Origin of the sequence: Streptantibioticus silvisoli (assembly GCF_027947535.2) — a bacterium.
GTDB lineage: Bacteria > Actinomycetota > Actinomycetes > Streptomycetales > Streptomycetaceae > Streptantibioticus_C > Streptantibioticus_C silvisoli.
In genome coordinates this window covers 25,377-43,769 of the sequence record NZ_JAAGKO020000045.1, presented here as the reverse complement: position 1 = coordinate 43,769, position 18,393 = coordinate 25,377, and the positions used below count along the sequence as shown (strand labels likewise).

At 74.5% G+C, this 18,393-nt stretch carries 18 protein-coding genes; 9 read left to right on the top strand and 9 right to left on the bottom strand.

The annotated features are described in order from the left end of the window. Position 1 precedes the first annotated feature (1 nt). Entirely contained in the window at positions 2 to 646 is a 645-nt protein-coding gene (fxsA, locus tag POF43_RS25820; protein ID WP_271317956.1) for an FxsA family membrane protein, read from the top strand. A 363-nt stretch (positions 647 to 1,009) separates the two neighbouring features. Here the strand turns inward: fxsA and POF43_RS25815 are convergent, their stop codons facing one another. The 4 genes from POF43_RS25815 to yczE all read right to left on the bottom strand — a co-directional run bounded on the left by POF43_RS25815 (position 1,010) and on the right by yczE (position 4,712). Then, positions 1,010 to 1,384: an RNA polymerase-binding protein RbpA gene (locus POF43_RS25815; RefSeq protein WP_271318011.1), complete on the bottom strand. Its 375-nt coding sequence runs from the start codon at positions 1,382 to 1,384 to the stop codon at positions 1,010 to 1,012. A 310-nt stretch (positions 1,385 to 1,694) separates the two neighbouring features. Next, a complete protein-coding gene (locus POF43_RS25810; protein WP_271324625.1) occupies positions 1,695 to 3,080 on the bottom strand; it encodes an MFS transporter in 1,386 nt (461 codons plus the stop codon). A gap of 76 nt (positions 3,081 to 3,156) precedes the next feature. Further along, positions 3,157 to 3,984 carry a glycerophosphodiester phosphodiesterase family protein gene (locus POF43_RS25805; protein ID WP_271324626.1) on the bottom strand — a complete coding sequence of 276 codons (828 nt, stop codon included), beginning with the start codon at positions 3,982 to 3,984 and terminating at the stop codon, positions 3,157 to 3,159. Next, a complete protein-coding gene (gene yczE / locus POF43_RS25800) occupies positions 3,981 to 4,712 on the bottom strand; it encodes a membrane protein YczE (protein ID WP_303659692.1) in 732 nt (243 codons plus the stop codon). Before yczE ends, POF43_RS25805 begins: the two co-directional genes overlap by 4 nt. Before the next feature lie 114 nt (positions 4,713 to 4,826). Between yczE and yczR the strand changes: the two genes are divergently transcribed. Beyond that, positions 4,827 to 6,326: a MocR-like transcription factor YczR gene (yczR, locus tag POF43_RS25795; RefSeq protein WP_282704778.1), complete on the top strand. Its 1,500-nt coding sequence runs from the start codon at positions 4,827 to 4,829 to the stop codon at positions 6,324 to 6,326. Here yczR and POF43_RS25790 read toward each other — a convergent pair whose 3' ends face one another. Then, positions 6,327 to 8,342 (bottom strand): hypothetical protein, encoded by a 2,016-nt coding sequence (locus tag POF43_RS25790; protein ID WP_282704777.1) that lies wholly within the window; start codon positions 8,340 to 8,342, stop codon positions 6,327 to 6,329. Positions 8,343 to 8,456: 114 nt separating this feature from the next. Continuing rightward, positions 8,457 to 8,651, bottom strand: coding sequence for a hypothetical protein (locus POF43_RS25785; protein ID WP_271318922.1), 195 nt, complete (start codon positions 8,649 to 8,651; stop codon positions 8,457 to 8,459). A gap of 407 nt (positions 8,652 to 9,058) precedes the next feature. Here POF43_RS25785 and POF43_RS25780 point away from each other — a divergent pair, with 407 nt between their 5' ends. From POF43_RS25780 to POF43_RS25770, 3 genes are all read left to right on the top strand, one after another. Then, on the top strand, positions 9,059 to 9,517 hold the full coding sequence (locus POF43_RS25780; RefSeq protein WP_271323351.1) for an ankyrin repeat domain-containing protein: 459 nt from the start codon (positions 9,059 to 9,061) through the stop codon (positions 9,515 to 9,517). 108 nt (positions 9,518 to 9,625) lie between these two features. Continuing rightward, the gene (locus tag POF43_RS25775) at positions 9,626 to 11,227 is read left to right on the top strand and encodes an amidase family protein (protein WP_271323346.1); all 1,602 of its coding nucleotides are present in this window, start codon (positions 9,626 to 9,628) and stop codon (positions 11,225 to 11,227) included. A 183-nt stretch (positions 11,228 to 11,410) separates the two neighbouring features. After that, positions 11,411 to 12,334: an acetamidase/formamidase family protein gene (locus tag POF43_RS25770; RefSeq protein WP_271323347.1), complete on the top strand. Its 924-nt coding sequence runs from the start codon at positions 11,411 to 11,413 to the stop codon at positions 12,332 to 12,334. A 3-nt stretch (positions 12,335 to 12,337) separates the two neighbouring features. Here POF43_RS25770 and POF43_RS25765 read toward each other — a convergent pair whose 3' ends face one another. After that, positions 12,338 to 13,135, bottom strand: a complete 798-nt coding sequence (locus tag POF43_RS25765) for an exodeoxyribonuclease III (RefSeq protein ID WP_271315096.1) — start codon at positions 13,133 to 13,135, stop codon at positions 12,338 to 12,340. Between the two features lie 64 nt (positions 13,136 to 13,199). Between POF43_RS25765 and POF43_RS25760 the strand changes: the two genes are divergently transcribed. The 3 genes from POF43_RS25760 (at position 13,200) to POF43_RS25750 (ending at position 15,344) form a co-directional block, all read left to right on the top strand. After that, a complete protein-coding gene (locus POF43_RS25760; protein WP_271315099.1) occupies positions 13,200 to 13,721 on the top strand; it encodes a GNAT family N-acetyltransferase in 522 nt (173 codons plus the stop codon). Positions 13,722 to 13,735: 14 nt separating this feature from the next. Then, a complete protein-coding gene (locus tag POF43_RS25755; protein WP_271315095.1) occupies positions 13,736 to 14,758 on the top strand; it encodes a GNAT family N-acetyltransferase in 1,023 nt (340 codons plus the stop codon). Positions 14,759 to 15,098: 340 nt separating this feature from the next. Beyond that, positions 15,099 to 15,344 (top strand): DUF397 domain-containing protein, encoded by a 246-nt coding sequence (locus tag POF43_RS25750; protein WP_271315098.1) that lies wholly within the window; start codon positions 15,099 to 15,101, stop codon positions 15,342 to 15,344. A gap of 23 nt (positions 15,345 to 15,367) precedes the next feature. On the opposite strand, the gene POF43_RS25745 is transcribed toward POF43_RS25750, so the two are convergent. After that, complete coding sequence (locus tag POF43_RS25745) at positions 15,368 to 15,859, bottom strand: ATP-binding protein (RefSeq protein ID WP_271315094.1); 492 nt, start codon at positions 15,857 to 15,859, stop codon at positions 15,368 to 15,370. Between the two features lie 225 nt (positions 15,860 to 16,084). On the opposite strand from POF43_RS25745, the gene POF43_RS25740 reads away from it, so the two are divergent. Continuing rightward, complete coding sequence (locus POF43_RS25740) at positions 16,085 to 16,948, top strand: Sco1979 family transcriptional regulator (RefSeq protein WP_271315093.1); 864 nt, start codon at positions 16,085 to 16,087, stop codon at positions 16,946 to 16,948. Between the two features lie 9 nt (positions 16,949 to 16,957). On the opposite strand, the gene gad is transcribed toward POF43_RS25740, so the two are convergent. Next, positions 16,958 to 18,343: a glutamate decarboxylase gene (gene gad, locus POF43_RS25735; RefSeq protein WP_271323348.1), complete on the bottom strand. Its 1,386-nt coding sequence runs from the start codon at positions 18,341 to 18,343 to the stop codon at positions 16,958 to 16,960. Positions 18,344 to 18,393 lie beyond the last annotated feature (50 nt).

The following is an 18,393-nucleotide window of genomic DNA, read 5'->3' as shown; positions in this document are numbered from 1 at the left end:
TATGACCTTCGGCACGTCCGACCGGACCACCCGGCGGGAGCCGCCGCCCCGGCGCTCCCGCATCCGTTTCCTGCTCCCGCTCGCCGTGCTGCTGTGGGCGGCGGTGGAGATCTGGCTGATGGTCGTCGTGGCCGACCGGATCGGCGGCGGTCTGGTGCTGCTGCTGTTGCTGGCCGGCGTGGTGCTCGGCGGGGTGGCGGTCAAGCGGGCCGGGCGCCGGGCGTGGAACAACCTGAGCGCCATGCTGCGGACCGCGGCCCCGCCCGGCGCCGACGGCACCCCCGGCGGCCCGGCGGAGCCGGCCGCGGTCCCGACGGCCGGCGGCACCGGCACCGCGATGCTCGGCGGCCTGCTGCTGATGATCCCCGGTTTCGTCTCCGATGCCGCCGGCCTGCTGTGCCTGTTCCCGCCGACCCGCAAGCTGCTGGGCGCCGCGGCGGGCCGGCTGGGACGTCGCGGGCCGCTGGGCGGCTACGGGGACGTGGGTGGCGCCTTCGAGCAGGCCCGCATGCGGATGCCGGACGGCAAGGTGGTGCGGGGCGAGGTGGTCCGCGACGATTCCGGCGCCGGGCCGGACGGCCGACGCGACGGTGACCAAGGTCACAGGCCGCCGGGCGACGGTCCCCGCCCTCCACTGACCCCCTGAGGCGCGTCCCGGAGCGGTCGGCCGGGGCGCCCCCGACCGGCCGACGGTGACGCAGGGTGACCGGATTCCGGGGTCGGATGGGTGTTCCGGGGGTGCCGGGGGCCGGGTGCGGGATGGCGAGATCCGGCTGCGGTATCCCGGCGGCCGTCGCGGCCCGGCGGATCACCTGGCCGGGCCCGGTGGGACACGATCCCGGATTCGGCGCCGGCGGACCGGTGGCCGCGGGGAATCCGGACATGACGAACCGGCCGTCGGCACCGAAGTGCCGACGGCCGGTCGCGCCGGAAGCTCAGTCCGGCCGGTCCACCCGACGGACGGCGGCGCCGTCGGCCGAACCGGGGTGCGGTCCTCGATCGGGCCGCGTCACGCGGTCTTGCGGTTGTCACGCGGATGGACCGCGATGTTCATCCCGCCGGAGCGCAGGACGGCCAGCCGTTCGGCCAGTACCTCCTCCAGCTCCTCCCGGGTCCGCCGCTCCATCAGCATGTCCCAGTGCGTGCGGGCAGGCTTGGTCTTCTTCTCCTCGGGGCCGACGCCGTCCACCAGCAGAGCCTGGACGCCGCAGGCGCGGCACTCCCACTCCGGCGGAATCTCGGCTTCCATGGAGAACGGCATCTCAAAGCGATGCCCGTTATGACATGCGTACTCCACCGTCTGGCGCGGGGCCAGGTCGATGCCGCGGTCGGTCTCGTAGCTGGTGGCCCCGAGTCGCGTGCCGCGGAGAGCTCGCTCACTCATGAATCGTGCCTCCCGGGCTTTGTCGCCCACAGGACAGGTGTCGCTGTCGTCGTCATCCGGTCAACGTCCGGTCGGCGGTGAAGATTCCCGATGGTGGACACCTGGGCCCGTCCATCACTCTCCGCCACCCTCGCCGGAGGCGCGACGCGCCGTGGTACCGCCTCTTCATGCCGCCCATGTTCTACCCGTCGCCGCCCGTTTTGTCACATGTGACGGCGGAAGTCACCCATCGTCCGTGTGTGGCTGTGCGTGCAGTAACGGTCCCTCCGGCTGGTCAACGGCGTACACTACCCCGCCCGTACCCCAGGGCCTAAATCAGGTCCGGGGCCGAACGGCCCACGGCGGCCGCCGCGCGATCCACCGGAACCCTGGCGAGCAGGACAAAGCCGACGACGAAGAACACCACAAGTGAGATGATGGCGTCCCGGTAGCTGCCGGTCAGCTGATATCCCAACCCGAAGATCAGAGGTCCTAGCCAACTCGTGCCCCGATCGCTCACCTGATACACCGCGAAGTACTCGGCTTCCTTGCCGAACGGGATCAGGTGCGAGAACAGCGACCGCGACAACGCCTGGCTGCCGCCCAGCACCATGCCGATCGCCGCCGCCAGCACGAAGAACCACACCGGCCGGTGCGCGGGCATGAAGAAGGCCACCGAGATGGTCACCGTCCAGGCCACCAGCGCGCCCAGCACCGTCCGCTTCGCGCCGTACCGCCCGGCCAGCCGGCCCAGCAGCAGCGCCCCGGCCACCGCCAGCACCTGCACCAGCAGGATCGCGCTGATCAACGTGGTCTGGCCCAGCCCCAGCTCCTCGGAGCCGTAGACCGACGCCTGCGAGATGACCGTCTGCACACCGTCGTTGTAGATCAAGAACGCCAGCAGGAAGGCCAGTGACAGCGGGTAGCGGCGCAAGTCCCGGAAGGTCTCGGCCAGTTGGCGTATCCCCTGGGCGACCGTGGGGGCGCCGCCGTGGTCGAGCACCACCGGGCGCTCGCGCAGCCGCAGCAGCGGCACCAGCGCGAAGACCGCCCACCACAGCCCGGCCGACGCCATGCACAACCGCACCGCGGTGCTCTTCGACAGCCCGAAGCCGTCGTGGTCGAGGAAGAGCACCAGGTTGACCACCAGCATGCTCGCGCCGGCCACGTAACCGCTGGCCCAGCCGCGCGAGGAGACCCGGTCGCGTTCGTGCGGCTCGGCGATCTGCGGCAGGAAGGAGTTGTAGACGACCACCGAGGCGCCGTAGCCGACGTTGGCGACGATCAGCAGGAGACCGCCGAGCAGGTAGCGGTCGCCGCGCAGGAAGAACATCGCGGCCACCGCCGCCGCCCCCAGGTAGGCGAACAGCCCCAGCACCGGCTTCTTGCGCCCGGTGCGGTCCGCCACCGCGCCGGCCAGCAGCATCACCGGCACCGACAGCAGCACCGACGCCGAGACGCAGTACGGGAAGTACGCGCCGGCCCGCACCGGGATGCCCAGCGGGTGCACGTAGCCGTGCGCGTCGGCGGCGGCCTTGGTGATGTCGGTCAGGTACGGCCCGAGGAAGACGGTGAGCACTGAGGTGGAGAAGACGGTGATCGCGAAGTCGTAGACGTACCAGCCGCGTTGCTCGCGCCGCCGCTCCGCCGGCCGGGCGGCCCCGGGCGACGCCGCCCGGCTCGTCGCGGCGCCACCGTGCGTGCCCTGGGTGACCACGGGCTGTCCCCTTGTCCGTACGGGAGATGCCCGCACCGGTCGTTCGCGGTGGACGCCGCCGTCCGCGGGCCGCAGGTCAGCCCGCACCGGGCCAGGCACCCCGCTCGGTCAGCACGGCGCGCAGCGTCTCGATGTGATCGGTCATGATGCCATCCACGCCGAGATCGAGCAGGGACATCATCCGGTCGCGATCGTTCACCGTCCAGACGTGCACCTGCAAGCCCCGGCGGTGTGCCGCCCGCAGGAACGCCGCGTCCACCACCGGCACCCCCGCGTGCCGCTCCGGCACCTGCACGCACACCGCCCGGCCCGCCCCGGTCCGGCCCGCGCCGCCGCCCGGCAGCCGTGCCCAGCTCAGCAGCCGCAGCGCCGCCACCCCGCGGGTGCCCAGCGAGGTCGCCAGCCGGGGCCCGGCCAGTGCCCGCACGGCCTCGACGCGCCGCTGGGAGAACGAGCTGACGCACACCCGGTCCCAGGCGTCCGCCGCCCCGATCGCCGCGACCAGCGGCCGGACGGCCGGTGCCGCCTTGACGTCCACGTTGAACCGGGCGAGCGGGAAGGCGGCCAGCAACTCCGCCAGCAGCGGCAGCGGTTCGCGGCCGCCGACCCGCGCGGCCCGCACCGCCGACCACGGCAGGTCCGCGATCGCGCCCCGGGCGTCGGTGACCCGGTCCAGCGTCGCGTCGTGGAAGGCCACCAGCACACCGTCGGCGGTCGCGTGCACGTCCGTCTCCAGGTAGCGGTACCCCAGGTCCACCGCGCGCCGGAACGCGGTCAGGGTGTTCTCCAGGCCGTCCGCCGCACCGCCGCGGTGCGCGAAGGCCAGCGGCGCCGGATGGTCGAGGAACGGATGGCGCGCGGTGGCCCGGCCGGGCCCGGCACCCGCCGGCGGGGAGAGGGTCACCGGGGCAGTATGCCGCCCGCCGCACCGGCTGCCTGCCCCGCCTCCCGCGGCTCGGCCCGCCCCGGCCCGTCCGGCGGTCCGCCGCTCGGCCCGGCCGCCCGCGGTGTCCCGGCCGCAACGGGGGCCGGCAGCGCGCAGGCCCGCAGGAACAACTGGGCCAGCGGGCCGATGGCCAGGGCGTACAGCACGGTGCCCACCCCGAACGACCCGCCCAGCGCGACGCCGGCCACCAGCACGCCGACCTCGATCACCGACCGCACCAGCCGGATCGAGCGCCCGGTGCGCAGGTGCAGGCCGGTCATCAGCCCGTCGCGCGGACCGGGACCGAAGGACGCCGAGATGTACAGGCCGGTCGCCAGCCCGTTCAGCACGACGCCGGCCGCCAGCAGCGGCACCCGCAGCGCCAGCCCGTGCGGCGCCGGCACCAGCCACAGCCCGGCGTCCATCACCGACCCCACCAGCAGCACGTTGGAGACCGCGCCCAGCCCCGGGCGCTGCCGCAGCGGCCACCACAGCGGCAGCACCAGCGCCCCGACCACGATCGACACCACCCCGATACTGACCCCGGTGTGCCGCGAGACGCCCTGGTGCAGGACGTCCCAGGGCGCGAGCCCCAGCCCGGCGCGCACCATCAGCGCGCAGCTGAAGCCGTAGAGCACCAGCCCGGCGTAAAGGTGGACCAGCCGCCGGACGAACCGCGTACCCGGACGGGCAGCGGAACGTGGCAGCCGTGCGACACGTGGCACAGCGATCACCCCCTGGTGTGATTGGCCTGACCCATGTCACTGTGGAGGCATCAACGGGCCAATTCCATGGCCAATTCCAGGAAGGTGGATCGGAAGATGGCTCAGTGGACCGCCGTGGTCGGCACCGCCCACCTGGCGCGGCTCCTCGTCCCGCGCGACGCCCGGACCCGCGCGGCCGACGCCCGCCGCGCCCCCGCCTACCGCGAACTGGCCGAACGCGTCCGGCTGCTGCTGCTGGAGGGCCGGGTCCCGGTCGCCGCCCGGCTGCCCGCGGAACGCGAACTGGCCGTCGCCCTCGGCGTCAGCCGCACCACCGTCGCCGCCGCCTACGAAACGCTGCGCGCCGAAGGCTTCGTCAGGTCCCGCCGCGGCGCCGGCAGTTGGACCGCCATGCCGGACGGCCGCCCGATCCCGGCCGGCGGCCTGGAACCGCTGCCGCCGGAGGCCGCCGCCTCCGTCATCGACCTCGGCTGCGCCGCGCTGCCCGCCCCGGAACCCTGGCTGACCCGCGCCTTCGAGGGCGCGCTCGCCGAACTGCCGCGCTTCGCCGCCACCCACGGCGACTACCCGGCCGGCCTGCCGCTGCTGCGCGAGGCGGTCGCCGACCACTTCACCGCCCGGGGTGTGCCCACCATGCCCGAGCAGATCATGGTCACCACCGGCGCGATGGGCGCGGTCTCCGCCGCCGCCCGGCTCTTCGGCGGCCTGGGCGAGCGCATCGCCGTCGAGGCCCCCAGCTACGCCAACGTGCTCCAGCTGCTGCGGGAGAACGGCGCCCGGCTCGTCCCGGTCCCGATGGCCGGCGCCGACGGCTGGGACACGGGCGCCTGGCGCCGCACCTTCCGCGACGCCGCCCCCCGGCTGGCCTACGTCATCCCCGACTTCCACAACCCCACCGGCACGCTGGTCCCCGACGCGCGCCGCCGCGAGATGGTCGACGCCGCCCGCTCGGCCGGCGTGGTGCTGATCTCCGACGAGACGATGGCGGAGCTCAACTTCCACCCCGAGGACGGCGTGCCGCGCCCGCTGGCCTCCTTCGACCACGGCGGCGGCACCGTGCTGACCGCCGGCTCCGCCAGCAAGGCGGTCTGGGGCGGCATGCGGATCGGCTGGATCCGGGCGGCGCCCGAACTGGTACGGCACATGGTCGCCGCCCGCGCCCACCTCGACATGGGCTGCCCGGTCGTCGAACAGCTCGCGGTGGCGTGGCTGCTGCGCGGCGAGGGCTGGACCCGGGCGCTGCAACTGCGCCGCGAGCTGGCCCGCGACAACCGCGACGCCCTGGTCGCCGCCCTGCGCCGGCACGCCCCCGACTGGAGCTTCACCGTCCCCGGCGGCGGCCTGACCATGTGGGTGCGCACCGGCGACCTGTCCGGCTCCCGGCTGGCCGACGCGGGGGAGCGCTACGGCGTACGCGTCCCGGCCGGCACCCGGTTCGGCGTCGACGGCGCCTTCGAGGGCTACGTGCGGCTGCCGTTCGCGGTGGGCAACGCGGTCGCCGACGAGGCCGTCGCCCGGCTGGCCGCCGCCGCTGAGGCGGTCCGCACCGGCACCGCCGGCTCCGGCCCGCTGGGCACCCCGACACTCGTCGCCTGATCAGACGTCGGCCGCCGGGGCCGGGTCGGCACCGGAGGACCGCTCGGCGGGCGCGGGGGCCGTCGGCGCTGCGGTGCCCGTTGCCGGCGGCGGGGGCGGCGGCGGTGCCGTGGCTGTCGGCGGTGCGGTGAAGGGGGCCGTGGGTCGGGCCACCGGTGCGGTGGCCGTCGCCGGCGGGGGCGTCAGCGGTGCGGTGGCCGCCGGCGGTGCGGTGGCTGTCGGCGGTGCGGTGAAGGGGGCCGTGGGCCGGTCCACCGGTGCGGTGGCCGTCGCCGGCGGGGGCGTCAGCGGTGCGGTGGCTGTCGGCGGTGCGGTGAAGGGGGCCGTGGGCCGGTCCACCGGCGTCGGGGCTGTCGGCCGGGCCGTGGGCCGCTCCACCGGTGCGGTGGCCGGCGCCGGGGTCCTCGGCGGTGCGGTCGGCCGCGCGGGCGCCTTCACCGGTGGGGCCATCTCCGGCGGGGCCTTGACCGGCGGGGCCGTCTCCGGTGGCGCCTTCACCAGGTCCACCGCCTGCGGTGCGGCCGGCAGCAGCGACAGGATCGCCTCGCGGTGCGCGCCGGTGGTCTCCTCGTCGTGCGGGTCCGGGGTGGCTGGCACCTGGAGGCGGTGCACGGCGCCGTCCCCCAGACGGGCGTACCCGCGGCCGGGCGGCAGGTGGGCACCCTGTGTGGTGTGCGGCGGCACCCCCAGCACCGCGCGGGCCTGCGCCGGATGGGCGGGGCCCAGCAGCACCCTGGCCCGGGTGCCGGTGCGCAGGCCCTCCGACAGCCCGTCGGCGGCGTCGAGGTGCTCGGCGACCGCGAGGGTCACCCCGGCCGCCCGGCCGTGCCGCAACGGCACGTCCAGCAGGTCCTGCGGGTCCGGACGGCCCTCGACCCGGGCCAGCTGGGCCAGCGCGGCCGGATGGTCCACGATCAGCCACAGCGGCCGCCGCACGTCGGCCGGGGCCGGGTGGCCCGCCTGCCGGGCCCGGTTGACCGCGATCAGCCGACGTTGCGTCTCGTGGGCCAGCCACTCCAGGGCGGCCAGCGTCCCGGCCAGCCCCGACTCCACCCCCAGCACGCCGGGGCGCCCGGCCAGGAAGCCGTACTCCCCGGACCCGGCGCCGTCGACCACCAGCACGTCACCGTGGTGCAGCGCCTGGAGGGCCAGCGACCGCAGCAGCGTGGTGGTCCCGGTCCCCGGGCCGCCCAGCGCCAGCAGGTGCGGCTCGGTGGACCGCGGCCCGGTGCGCCACACGACCGGCGGCAGGTCCCAGCTCTCCTCGCCCCGCAGCACCGGGATGGTGCGCTGGACGTCGGTGGCGTCGGTGAAGCCCAGGATCGCCTCGTGCGGTGAGGTGACGAAGCGCTGGGCCGCGATCCCGGTGGCCAGCGCCGGCAGCGCGGTCAGGGTGAGGTGGTTGTCCTCCTCGTCCCAGTCGAAGCGGTACTCCCGGCCCCGGCCGGCCTTGGCGTGCAGCAGCTGTTCGACCCGGGCCCGCGAGTCGGGCTCGCCGTCGGTGAAGTACCCCGGGTAGCGCAGCCGCAGCAGGGTCAGCCGCCCGTTCTCGAACTCGTGGTCGGTGAAGACGCCCCCCGCGTCACCGTGGTGCGTGTACAGCGGTGCCGGATCGTCGGGGTCGGTCAGATATGGCACGAGGGCCTCGTAGACCGCCTGAAGCTTGGCACGTTCCGGCTCGCTCGGGCCGGCGGTGGCCGGTCTGCGGTCCCGGCCGGTCCAGCCGGCCGACATCAGCAGGGTGACCCCGGCCAGCAGGGGGCCGTACGGCAGCAGGGCCACCACCACGACCCCGGCGACGGCCAGCAGCAGGGTCGGGCCGCGGCGGTCCTTGGCGGAGTGGATCCACCAGCCGGCCACCCAGCCGGCGTGCCGGCGCAGGCCGCGGCCCACGGCGATCAGCGGCTTGAGGACGTCGGCCGCGTTGTCGGAGGCGTTCCGGGCCAGGTCACGTCCGCGCGCCAGCGACGGCAGGGCACGGTCGGTCAGGATGCGGGGCAGCGGGCGCCGGGACACGGGATCTCCTGAGGGGGCGGGCCTGCGGGGACGGGCCTGGAGCGGACCGGGCCCGGAGCGGGGGCGGGCCGGCGGGCGGCGGGAGCGGGACCGGCCCCGGCCGACCGGAACGGGTCAGAGCTTGATGCCGCCGATCAGGGTGGCCAGGCTCGCGCCGCCCGCCCGGATGCTCGGCGCGATGGCGGTGCTCGCCAGGTAGAAGCCGAACAGCGAGCAGACGACGGCGTGCGAGACCTTCAGCCCGTCCTTGCGGAAGAACAGGTAGGCGATGATGCCCAGCAGGACGACGCCGGAGATGGTCAGGATCATGGGGTACTCCTGGGGGTGGGGGCGGTCACCATGAGTTCTTCCAGGTTCGCCCAGGGTAATTACCGTGGAAAGATGCCATCCGGGGTACTTTTCGCACTTTTCGCCCGTCCGGCGGTCCGCCGGGCTCCGCCGTCGGCGCGATCCCGGCCGGCGTCCCGGCGCCCCTGGCACGCCGTCACCCCGCCGGGCCGCCAATGTCCCCCGACCGAGTGAAGCCCCGTCAGGCGATATTCGCCCCCGGGGGTGAGAAGGTGAGTGGTGATGACCGGCCGCCCCCAGCGACGACGCAGGAGCCAGCGATGACGCGCACCCCGGACCAGGAGCCGACCCCGAACGGCCCGGAGGACGGCCGCACCCCGGCCCCCGCGCCCGCCGCCCCGACCCCGGCGACGTCCCCGGCCCCCGCGATGGCCCCCGCCCCCGTCGACGCGGCCGCCTCCGCCTCCGCCGACGGGCCGCCGCCCGCGCACCCGGGCGAGCCGGCGCACGATCCCGAGGTCATCCAGCTCGCGGCCAAGGTCTTCGACCTCGCGCGGCAGGGCGGCACGGACACCGTCGCGGCCTACGTCGACGCCGGTGTGCCGCCGAACCTGTCCAACGACCGCGGCGACACCCTCATCATGCTCGCCGCCTACCACGGCCACCCGGAGACCGTCGCCGCGCTGCTGGAACGCGGCGCCGACCCCGACCGGGTCAACGACCGCGGCCAGACCCCGCTGGCCGGTGCGGTCTTCAAGGGCGAGGACGCGGTGGTCGAGGTGCTGCTCGGCGCCGGGGCGGACCCGGTGGCCGGCACGCCCTCGGCGCTGGAGGCCGCCCGGATGTTCGGCAAGGACGCGCTGGTCGCCCGCTTCGAAGGCCGCTGACCCGGGCGGGACGGCCCGGGCGGCGACTGGGCGGCGCGGGGGGTTCCGTACGCCGTGCGGCCGTCTACTCTTCGTCGTGTCTTCCGCCGTGCGAGACGCCCGGCCCCGGTGGCGACCCCGGTGCCGGGCCCGGTCGCGCGGCGTTCACCGGGACCCCGTCCACGTTCCAGGGAGTGCGACATCGACACCAGCCCCATCACCGCGTCCGCCGCCCCGCCCGGTGCGCGTGACAGCGTTCCGTGCGACCTGGAGACGGCCACCGTCGCCGAGCTGTCGGCCCTGCTGGACGCCGGGACGGTCACCGCTGTCGCGCTCACCCGGGCGTACCTGCGGCGGATCGACGCGCTGGACGTGCGCGGGCCCGCGCTGCGGTCGGTGCGCTGCCTCAACCCCGACGCGCTCGCCGACGCCGCCGCGGCCGACGAGCGGCGGGCGGCCGGCGAGACCGGTCCGATGCTGGGCATACCGGTGCTGCTCAAGGACAACATCGACGTGGCCGGACTGCCCACCACGGCCGGTTCCCTGGCCCTGGCCGACAGCCGCCCGGCCGGCGACGCGCCGCTGGTGACCCGGCTGCGGGTGGCGGGCGCGGTGCTGCTGGGCAAGACCAACCTCACCGAGTTCGCCAACTACCTCACCGAGGGCATGCCGAGCGGTTACAGCTCGCTGGCCGGGCAGGTCCTCAACCCCTACGACCTCAGCCGCACCCCGAGCGGTTCGAGCTCCGGTTCCGGGGCGGCGGCCGCCGCCGGGCTCGCGGCGGTCACCGTCGGCACCGAGACCTCCGGGTCGATCATCAGCCCGGCGGCTGCCAACTCGCTGGTCGGCGTGAAGCCCACCGTCGGCCTGGTCAGCCGCACCGGCATCGTGCCGATCGCCGCCAGCCAGGACACCGCCGGACCGATGGCCCGCACGGTGGCCGACGCCGCCGCGCTGCTGACGGTCATCGCCGGCCCCGACCCGGAGGACCCCGCCACCGCCGCGAACCCGCTGGACGGCCACGACTTCACCGCCGACCTCGCCGACGGCGCCCTGGACGGCGTCCGGCTCGGCGTGGTCGACCACGAGGTGCCCGCGCCGGGCAGCGGCGAACGCGTCCTGTGGGACGCCGCCATGGCCGCGCTGACCGGCCGCGGCGCCACCCTGGTCGAGGTCGCGCTGCCGACCAGGACCGGCTACGACGTCGAGTCCATCGTCCTGAGCTACGAGTTCAAGCGGGACCTGAACGCCTACCTGGCCCGGCTGCCGCAGGACGCCCCGGTGCGCACCCTCGCCGAGGTCATCGCGTTCAACGACGCCCACGCCGCCCGGACCCTGAAGTTCGGGCAGAAGATGGCACTGGCCGCCCAGCAGTGGGACGTGGCGCCGGACAGCGCCGACAGCGGGCGCTACCGGGCCGCGCGCGCCCGCGACCTGGAGGGCAGCCGGGGCCGGATCGATCCGCTGCTGGCCGAACAGGGCCTGTCCGCCCTGCTGTTCGTCGACGCCGAGGGCTGCGACATCGGGGCGAAGGCCGGCTACCCCTCGATCACCGTGCCGGCCGGTTACCTGGCCGCCGGCCGGGCCCCGTTCAACCTCACCTTCCTCGGCCCCGCCTGGAGCGAGCCGGTCCTGATCGGCCTGGCCCACGCCTTCGAGCAGGCCACGCGGTCGCGCCGCCCGCCCTCCGAGGTCAACCCGACGGTCTACGGTGCCGGCCTGCCCGGCTGACCCCCGCGCGCCGGCGACGGTGTCCCGCTCCCCGCGAAGCGGAGGCGGACGCCGAAGCCGGCGCCCAGCCCACGCCGAAGCCGGCGCCCAGCCCACGCCGAAGCCGAAGCCAGCGCCGAAGCCGGCGCCGCCACCCCCGCCGCCCCGCCGGGCGCGCCCCGCCGACGTCAGGAGAGCGTTCACGTGGCCGAGTACCGACTCGACGCCGGGCCCGAGACGGTGACCGACGTCTTCTGCAACACCACGCCGCCGGTCCTGACCGTGGACCCCGGGGACACCGTCGTGGTGCGTTCCCTGGACTGCTCCGGGCACCTGGAGCGCCAGCGGGTGCCCGGCGAGGAGCGCCCGACGCTGCTGGCCGGGCGGCGCGGTCACTGCCTCGTCGGCCCGATCGCGGTGCGCGGCGCCGCGCCCGGCATGGCGCTGTCGGTGCGGCTGGAGTCGCTGCGGCCCGACGCGTGGGGCTGGACGGTGGCCGCGGCCGCCGACAGCCCGCTCAACCGGCGGCTCGGCCTGGCCGGGCGGGAGCCGTCCTGGCTGCTGTGGGAGCTGGACGCCGACGCGGGCACCGGCACCAACCAGTACGGGCACACCGTGGACCTCGCGCCGTTCCTCGGCGTCATCGGCATGCCGCCGCCCGAGCCCGGCGAGCACTCCACCGTGCCGCCGCGGGTGCTCGGCGGCGGCAACATCGACTGCCGCGAACTGGTCGCCGGCGCCACCTTGTTCCTGCCGGTCACCGTGCCGGACGCGCTGCTGTGCGTGGGCGACGGGCACGCCGCCCAGGGCGACGGCGAGGTGTCCGGCACCGCCGTCGAGTGCGGCATGACCACCCGCCTCACCGTCGGCCTGGAGACCGCCCCGCCGGTACGCACCGCGCACGCGGTCACCCCGGCCGGCCGGATCACCTTCGGGTTCGACCCCGACCTCAACGAGGCGTCCGCCCAGGCGCTGGACGCCATGCTGGAGTGGATGTGCGCCCTGTACGGCCTGGAGCGGGCCGCCGCCCTGGCGCTGGCCAGTACCGCGGTCGACCTGCGGGTCACCCAGGTGGCCAACCGCACCTGGGGCGTGCACGCCGTGCTGCGGCACACGGCCGTGCGGTGAGCGTCAGCGGGTGAAGCGGACCGTCACCGGCGCGTGGTCCGACCAGCGTTCGGCGTGGGTGGCGGCGCGTTCCACCACGGCGGACTCCGCGCGGGCCGCCAGCCCCGGGGTGGCCACCGCCAGGTCGATGCGCCAGCCCGCGTCGTTGTCGAACGCCCGGCCCCGGTAGGACCACCAGGTGTACGGCCCGGCGGTGTCCGGGTGCAGGGCGCGGACCACGTCGACGTAGCCGACGCCGTCGTAGAGGTGGCTCAGCCAGGCGCGTTCCTGCGGCAGGAAGCCGGCGCTGGCCCGGTTGGCCTTCCAGTTCTTCAGGTCGGCCTCGCGGTGCGCGATGTTCCAGTCGCCGCAGACCAGCACCTCGCGCCCGGCCGCCGCGCAGCCGGCCCGCAGGTCGGTCAGGTACGCCTCGAACTCCTTGAGGAACCGGTACTTCTCCTCCTGGCGTTCGGTGCCCGCCTCCCCGGAGGGCAGGTAGAGGCTGGCCACCGTCAGGCCCGGCAGGTCCGCCTCGACGTAGCGGCCGCAGGTGTCGAACTCGGCCGACCCGAAGCCGATCCGCACCCGCTCCGGCTCCTGCCGGGTCAGCAGCGAGACCCCGGCGCGGCCCTTGGCGGCGGCCGGCGCGTGGACGGCGTACCAGCCCTCCGGAGCGGCGGCCGCGGCCGGCAGCTGGTCCGGCTCGGCGCGTACCTCCTGGAGGCAGACGACGTCCGCCGCGGTCGCCGCCAGCCAGGGCAGGAACCCCTTGCGCACGGCGGCACGCAGCCCGTTGACGTTCACGGAGGTCACGGTGAGCACGGCACCGACCCTACCGGGAACCCCCGGGCGCCCCGGTACGTACCATGCCGGTGTGGAGAGCAACCTGGAGATACGGACCGTCCGCTACGACCACCCCGACGCGGTGCGGCTGACGGAGCGGGTGCAGCAGGAGTACGTCCAGCGCTACGGCGACCCGGACGACACCCCGATGAGTGCCGCCGACTTCGACCCGCCGGCCGGGGTCTTCCTCATCGTCCACCTCGACGGTGAACCGGTCGCCACCGGTGCCTGGCGCGCGAAGGACGCCTCGCCCGAGGGCCACCGGGACGGCGACGCGGAGATCAAGCGGATGTACGTGGTGCCCGAGGCCCGCCGCCGCGGACTCGCCCGCCTCGTGCTGGCCGAACTGGAGAGGTCGGCCGCCGCCGCGGGCCGGGCGCGGATGGTGCTGGAGACCGGCACCCTCCAGCCGGAGGCCATCACGCTCTACCTCAGCTGCGGCTACACCCCGGTGACCAAGTTCGGCCTGTACCGGGACGACCCGATGAGCCGCTGCTACGGTCTGGAGCTGGCCGGGCGGCCGGGGGACGGACCGGCCTTGCAGCCCCGTGCGGTGGCCCGTTAGCGTCCGGTCGCACCATGACCTTCGCCATCGCGCCCATGTCGGCCGAGCACATACCGGAATCCGCCGCGCTCCTTGACCGCTGGTACGCCAGGACCCGCAGACGCCCGTTCGCGGGCGTCGGCACCAGCGGGTCCACCGCCTCCTCCGCCGGCTACGACAGCGAGGAACGCCTCGCGAAGCTCCTGGCCGAACCCGGCGCCGAAGCGGTCGTCGCCCGCGGCAGCCGCGCCAAGGCGGCCGGTTACCTGGTGGCCGGCCCCAGCGGCGACCTCGGTGACGACCGCCCCGACGACCACGGCGGCCCGCGGGCGGCCCTGGTCGCGCACGGCGGCCACGCGCCGGCCCCCGGCATCGAGACCGAGGCGCTGCGCGAGCTGTACGCGGCCGTCTCCGAACGCCTGGTGGCCCGCGGCCGCACCGTCCACCACGTCGAACTGCCCGCCGACGACGCCGTGGCGATGGCCTGGTTCCGGCTCGGCTTCGGCCTGGAGGCGGTGCGCGGCGTCATCCCGGTCAAGGGCAGCGGACGCCAGCCGCGCGGTGTCGAGGGGCTGTCCATCCGCCGCGCCGGGCCCGCCGACCTGGCACCGGTCGGCCGGATGGCGGCGGAGTCGTCGGCGTACCGGCGCAAGGCGGCGATGTTCCAGCCGCAGCCGGAGGAGGTGCTGGCCCGCCAGCGGGTCCGCTACGCCGACGCGCTCGGCGACCCGGCCTGCGGCGCGTGGCTGGCGATGCGGCGCGGCGAGGAGGCCGGGATGGTCGTGGTGACCCCGGCGCGTCCCGGCCCCTTCACCCCGCAGGACACCGCGGAGCTGGCCGAGGCCTACGTGGAGCCGACCGCGCGCGGTGAGGGCGTCAGCCGGGTCCTGCTGGCCACCGCCCAGGCGTGGGCCTTCGGCCACGGCTACCGTCAGTTGACGGCGAGCTGGCCCACCGCCTCCCCGCTCGCCGCCGGCCACTGGCCCACGCTGGGCTTCACCCCGGTCACCTACCGGCTGTGCCGGGTCATCGACACAACGGGCGGATATTCCCACTGAGACGGAAATGACGCGGCGTCATATATGGCTTGGGGACGGTTATTTGACGCCGCGTCAGTTTGTCGGCGCGATGTGCGGCGGACACGGTCCGCGACCGCCGCGGGGGTGCGGCGGCCGGCCGGGCGGGCGGTGCGGAAAGGCCCGGCGGTGCCGACAAAGGCAGACATTCGCGTGGTCATAACCCCGCTCGTACCGCCTGGTCACGCCCGCGCGCGGGCCTACGCGTCGTAATTGCATGCTGCTGGACGGGTTTATCAATCATTTTCCCGGGGAAGAGCGCCCCGTTCATCGCGCGCTATCATTCCCGCTGGTGAGAACACCTGTTCCAGGAGGTATTCCCGTGCACGGCACGTACAACGGCATGGTTTCCAGCGCGCTTCACGACGTCGTCTGGCAGAAAAGCACGCACAGCAACTCACAGGGAACATGTGTGGAGTTGGCACGGCTGCCGCACGGCGGGGTCGCGATGCGCAACTCCCGTTTCCCGGAAGGGCCCGCGCTGGTCTACACGCGGGCCGAGGTCGCCGCGCTGCTACGCGGTGTGAAGGACGGCGACTTCGACCAGCTGCTGGCCGCCGGCCGCTGAACCGCGGCCTTGCCGGGGGTGGTTCAGCGGTTGCCGGGGGTGGGGAAGAGCGCCCAGACCACCTTGCCGGTGCCGGCCAGCGGGTGCCAGCCCCATGCGTCGCTGCACGAGGCCACCAGGTGCAGCCCGCGCCCCGACTCGGCGATGAAGTCCGGCACCTTCTCCATCGGCCCCTCGTCGCTGGGGTCGCGCACCGAACACACCACCCGTGAGGTCCAGTGCGCCAGGCTCAGGCGCACCGACGGGGGAGCGGCCGGGCAGGAGGCGGCCGGCCAGCCCGGCTCCGCGCCGACGCCGTGCCGCAGGGCGTTGGTGACCAGTTCGGACGTCACGAGCGCGACGTTGTCGAACAGCTCCGACAGTCCCCAGCGTTGCAGGGTGTGGCGGGTGAACATCCGGGCCTCGCGCACCGATTCCAGGCGCGGCGGCAGCTCGCACGCCGAAGAGGCGAGCCGTTGGGTGGGGAACACCACGTCTCCGGACGGCGCCAGAGTTCTGGAGCCCTCAGTCCTCATGATGTCCGGCACCTCGGTGTTCGGGAACGGGGGGTCGACACGTGCACGCACCACATCGTCCCGAACGTAAACGACGGATGCAAGGTCGGATGCACGTGCATCTGCAAAGTTGGCATATGCACGCGCGGATGCACATGCATGAATAGGACGCTGATGGCGGGATCGGGCCCCCCGCGGCGCCCGGTGATGGAACACTTGCCCTCCGTCGAGGAGGGGACCAGTCCGATGTCAGCTCAACCGCCGGGCAGTGGATCGATGATGCGGCGCATCCTGCTCGGTTCCCAGCTGCGCCGACTGCGGGAGGCCCGCGGGATCACCCGTGAGCAGGCCGGGTACTCCATCCGCGCCTCGGAGTCGAAGATCAGCCGGATGGAACTCGGCCGGGTCGGCGTCAAGGAGCGTGACGTCGCCGACCTGCTCACGTATTACGGCGTTGATGACAACGACCGCGAGACGCTGCTCGACCTCACCCGCGAGGCCAGCGTGACCGGTTGGTGGCACGGTTACGGCGACCTGCTGCCGGGCTGGTTCCAGACCTACGTCGGACTGGAGGAGGCCGCGGCCAGCATCCAGACCTTCGAGGTGCAGTTCGTGCACGGCCTGGCACAGACCGAGGAGTACGCCCGCGCGGTCGTCTCCCGCGGCCTGCCCGCCGCCCCCGACGAGGAGGTCGAGCGCCGCGTCGACCTGCGCATGCGCAGACAGCGCATACTCGGCCAGGAGGACGCGCCCTGCTTCTCCGCCGTGCTCGACGAGGCCGCGCTGCGCCGGGCGCTGGGCGGCCCGCAGGTGATGCGCGGACAGCTGAACCGTTTGCTCACGCTGTCGGAGATGCCCAACGTGCATTTGCAGGTCATGCCGTTCGGCCGCGGCGCGCACGCGGCCGAGGGCGGCGCCTTCACCGTGCTGGGCTTCCCGGACGCCGACCTGGCCGACGTGGTCTACCTGGAGCAGCTCACCAGCGCGCTGTACATCGACAAGCGCGACGAAGTCGCCCAGTACAGCCGGGTGATGGACAAACTGCGCGCCGACTCCCTGTCGCCGCGGGCCAGTCGGGACCTGATCCGGGCGATGCTCCAGGAACTGTGACCGGACGCGTCAGTGGTGGAAGCCGGGCGACTGCTCGGCCACTCCCACGTGCTGGCGCTCCAGTTCGGCCAGCGCGGTGCGGATGTCGGACAGCAGCAGTTCGACCAGGTCCCGCGTGACGCCGTGCCGTACCACCACCCGCTGCACCACGACGTCCTGCCGGTCCGCCGGCAGCGGGTAGGTCGGCACCTGCCAGCCGCGCATCCGCAGCCGCTCCGACAGGTCGTACAGCGTCCAGCCGTCCGGCGCCGGCGGCTCGGCCAGCGTCCAGCACACCACGGGCAGCGCCGACTTGCCGTCGTGCAGGACGGTGAACGGGCCCAGTTCCGCCACCGCGTCCGCCAGCCGCCCGGCCGCCTGCGCACAGGCGCGCTGCACCGCGGCGTACCCGTCACGGCCCAGCCGCAGCAGGTTGTAGTACTGCGCGACCACCTCACCGCCGGGCCGGCTGAAGTTCAGCGCGAACGTCGGCATGTCACCGCCGAGGTAGTCCACGTGGAAGACCAGCTCGTCCGGCAGCTCCTCGGCGTCGCGCCAGATCGCCCAGCCCACCCCCAGCGGTGCCAGGCCGAACTTGTGCCCGGAGGCGTTGATGCTCTTGACCCGCTCCAGCCGGAAGTCCCACACCAGGTCCGGTTGCAGGAACGGCGCCACGAACCCGCCGCTGGCCGCGTCCACGTGCAGCGGGATGTCGAGTCCGGTGTCCGCCTGCAACGCGTCCAGCGTGCGGGCCGCCGCCGCCACCGGCTCGTAGTCACCGGTGAAGGTCACCCCCAAGGTGGTGACCACGGCGATGGTGTTCTCGTCGCAGTAGTCCGCCAGCTGCTCGGGTCGCAGCGTCAGGCTGTCCTTGAGCAACGGGATCTGCCGCAGCTCCACGTCGAAGTAGCGGCCGAACTTCTCCCAGCACACCTGCACCGGGCCGCACACCAGATTCGGCCGGTCCAGGGACTTGCCGGCCGCGCGCCGCCGGGCCCGCCAGCGGCGTTGCAGCGCCAGGCCGGACAGCATCGCCGCCTCGCTGGAGCCGGTCGTCGAACAGCCCACCGCCCGGCTGCCGTCCGGCGCGTTCCACAGGTCGGCCAGGATGTGCACGCACCGCGACTCCAGCTCGGCGGTCTGCGGGTACTCGTCCTTGTCCACCAGGTTCTTGTCCAGCGTGTCGGCCATGATGGTCCGCACTTCCGGCTCCGACCACGTCGTGCAGAACGTCGCCAGGTTCTGCCGCGAGTTGCCGTCCAGCGCCAGCTCGTCCTGCACCAGCCGTACCGCCGCCCGGGCCGGCATCGGACCGTCCGGGATGCGGTAGCGCGGCAGCGCGCTGCCGGTGCCGTTCAGCGCGTACAGGTCGTCGGGGGCGTTGCGGCGGTCGCCGTCGACTTCGTGCAGAGCCATGCGGACCTCCCAGGGGTTGCCCTCCATCGTGCGCCCGCCCGGCGGGCCGC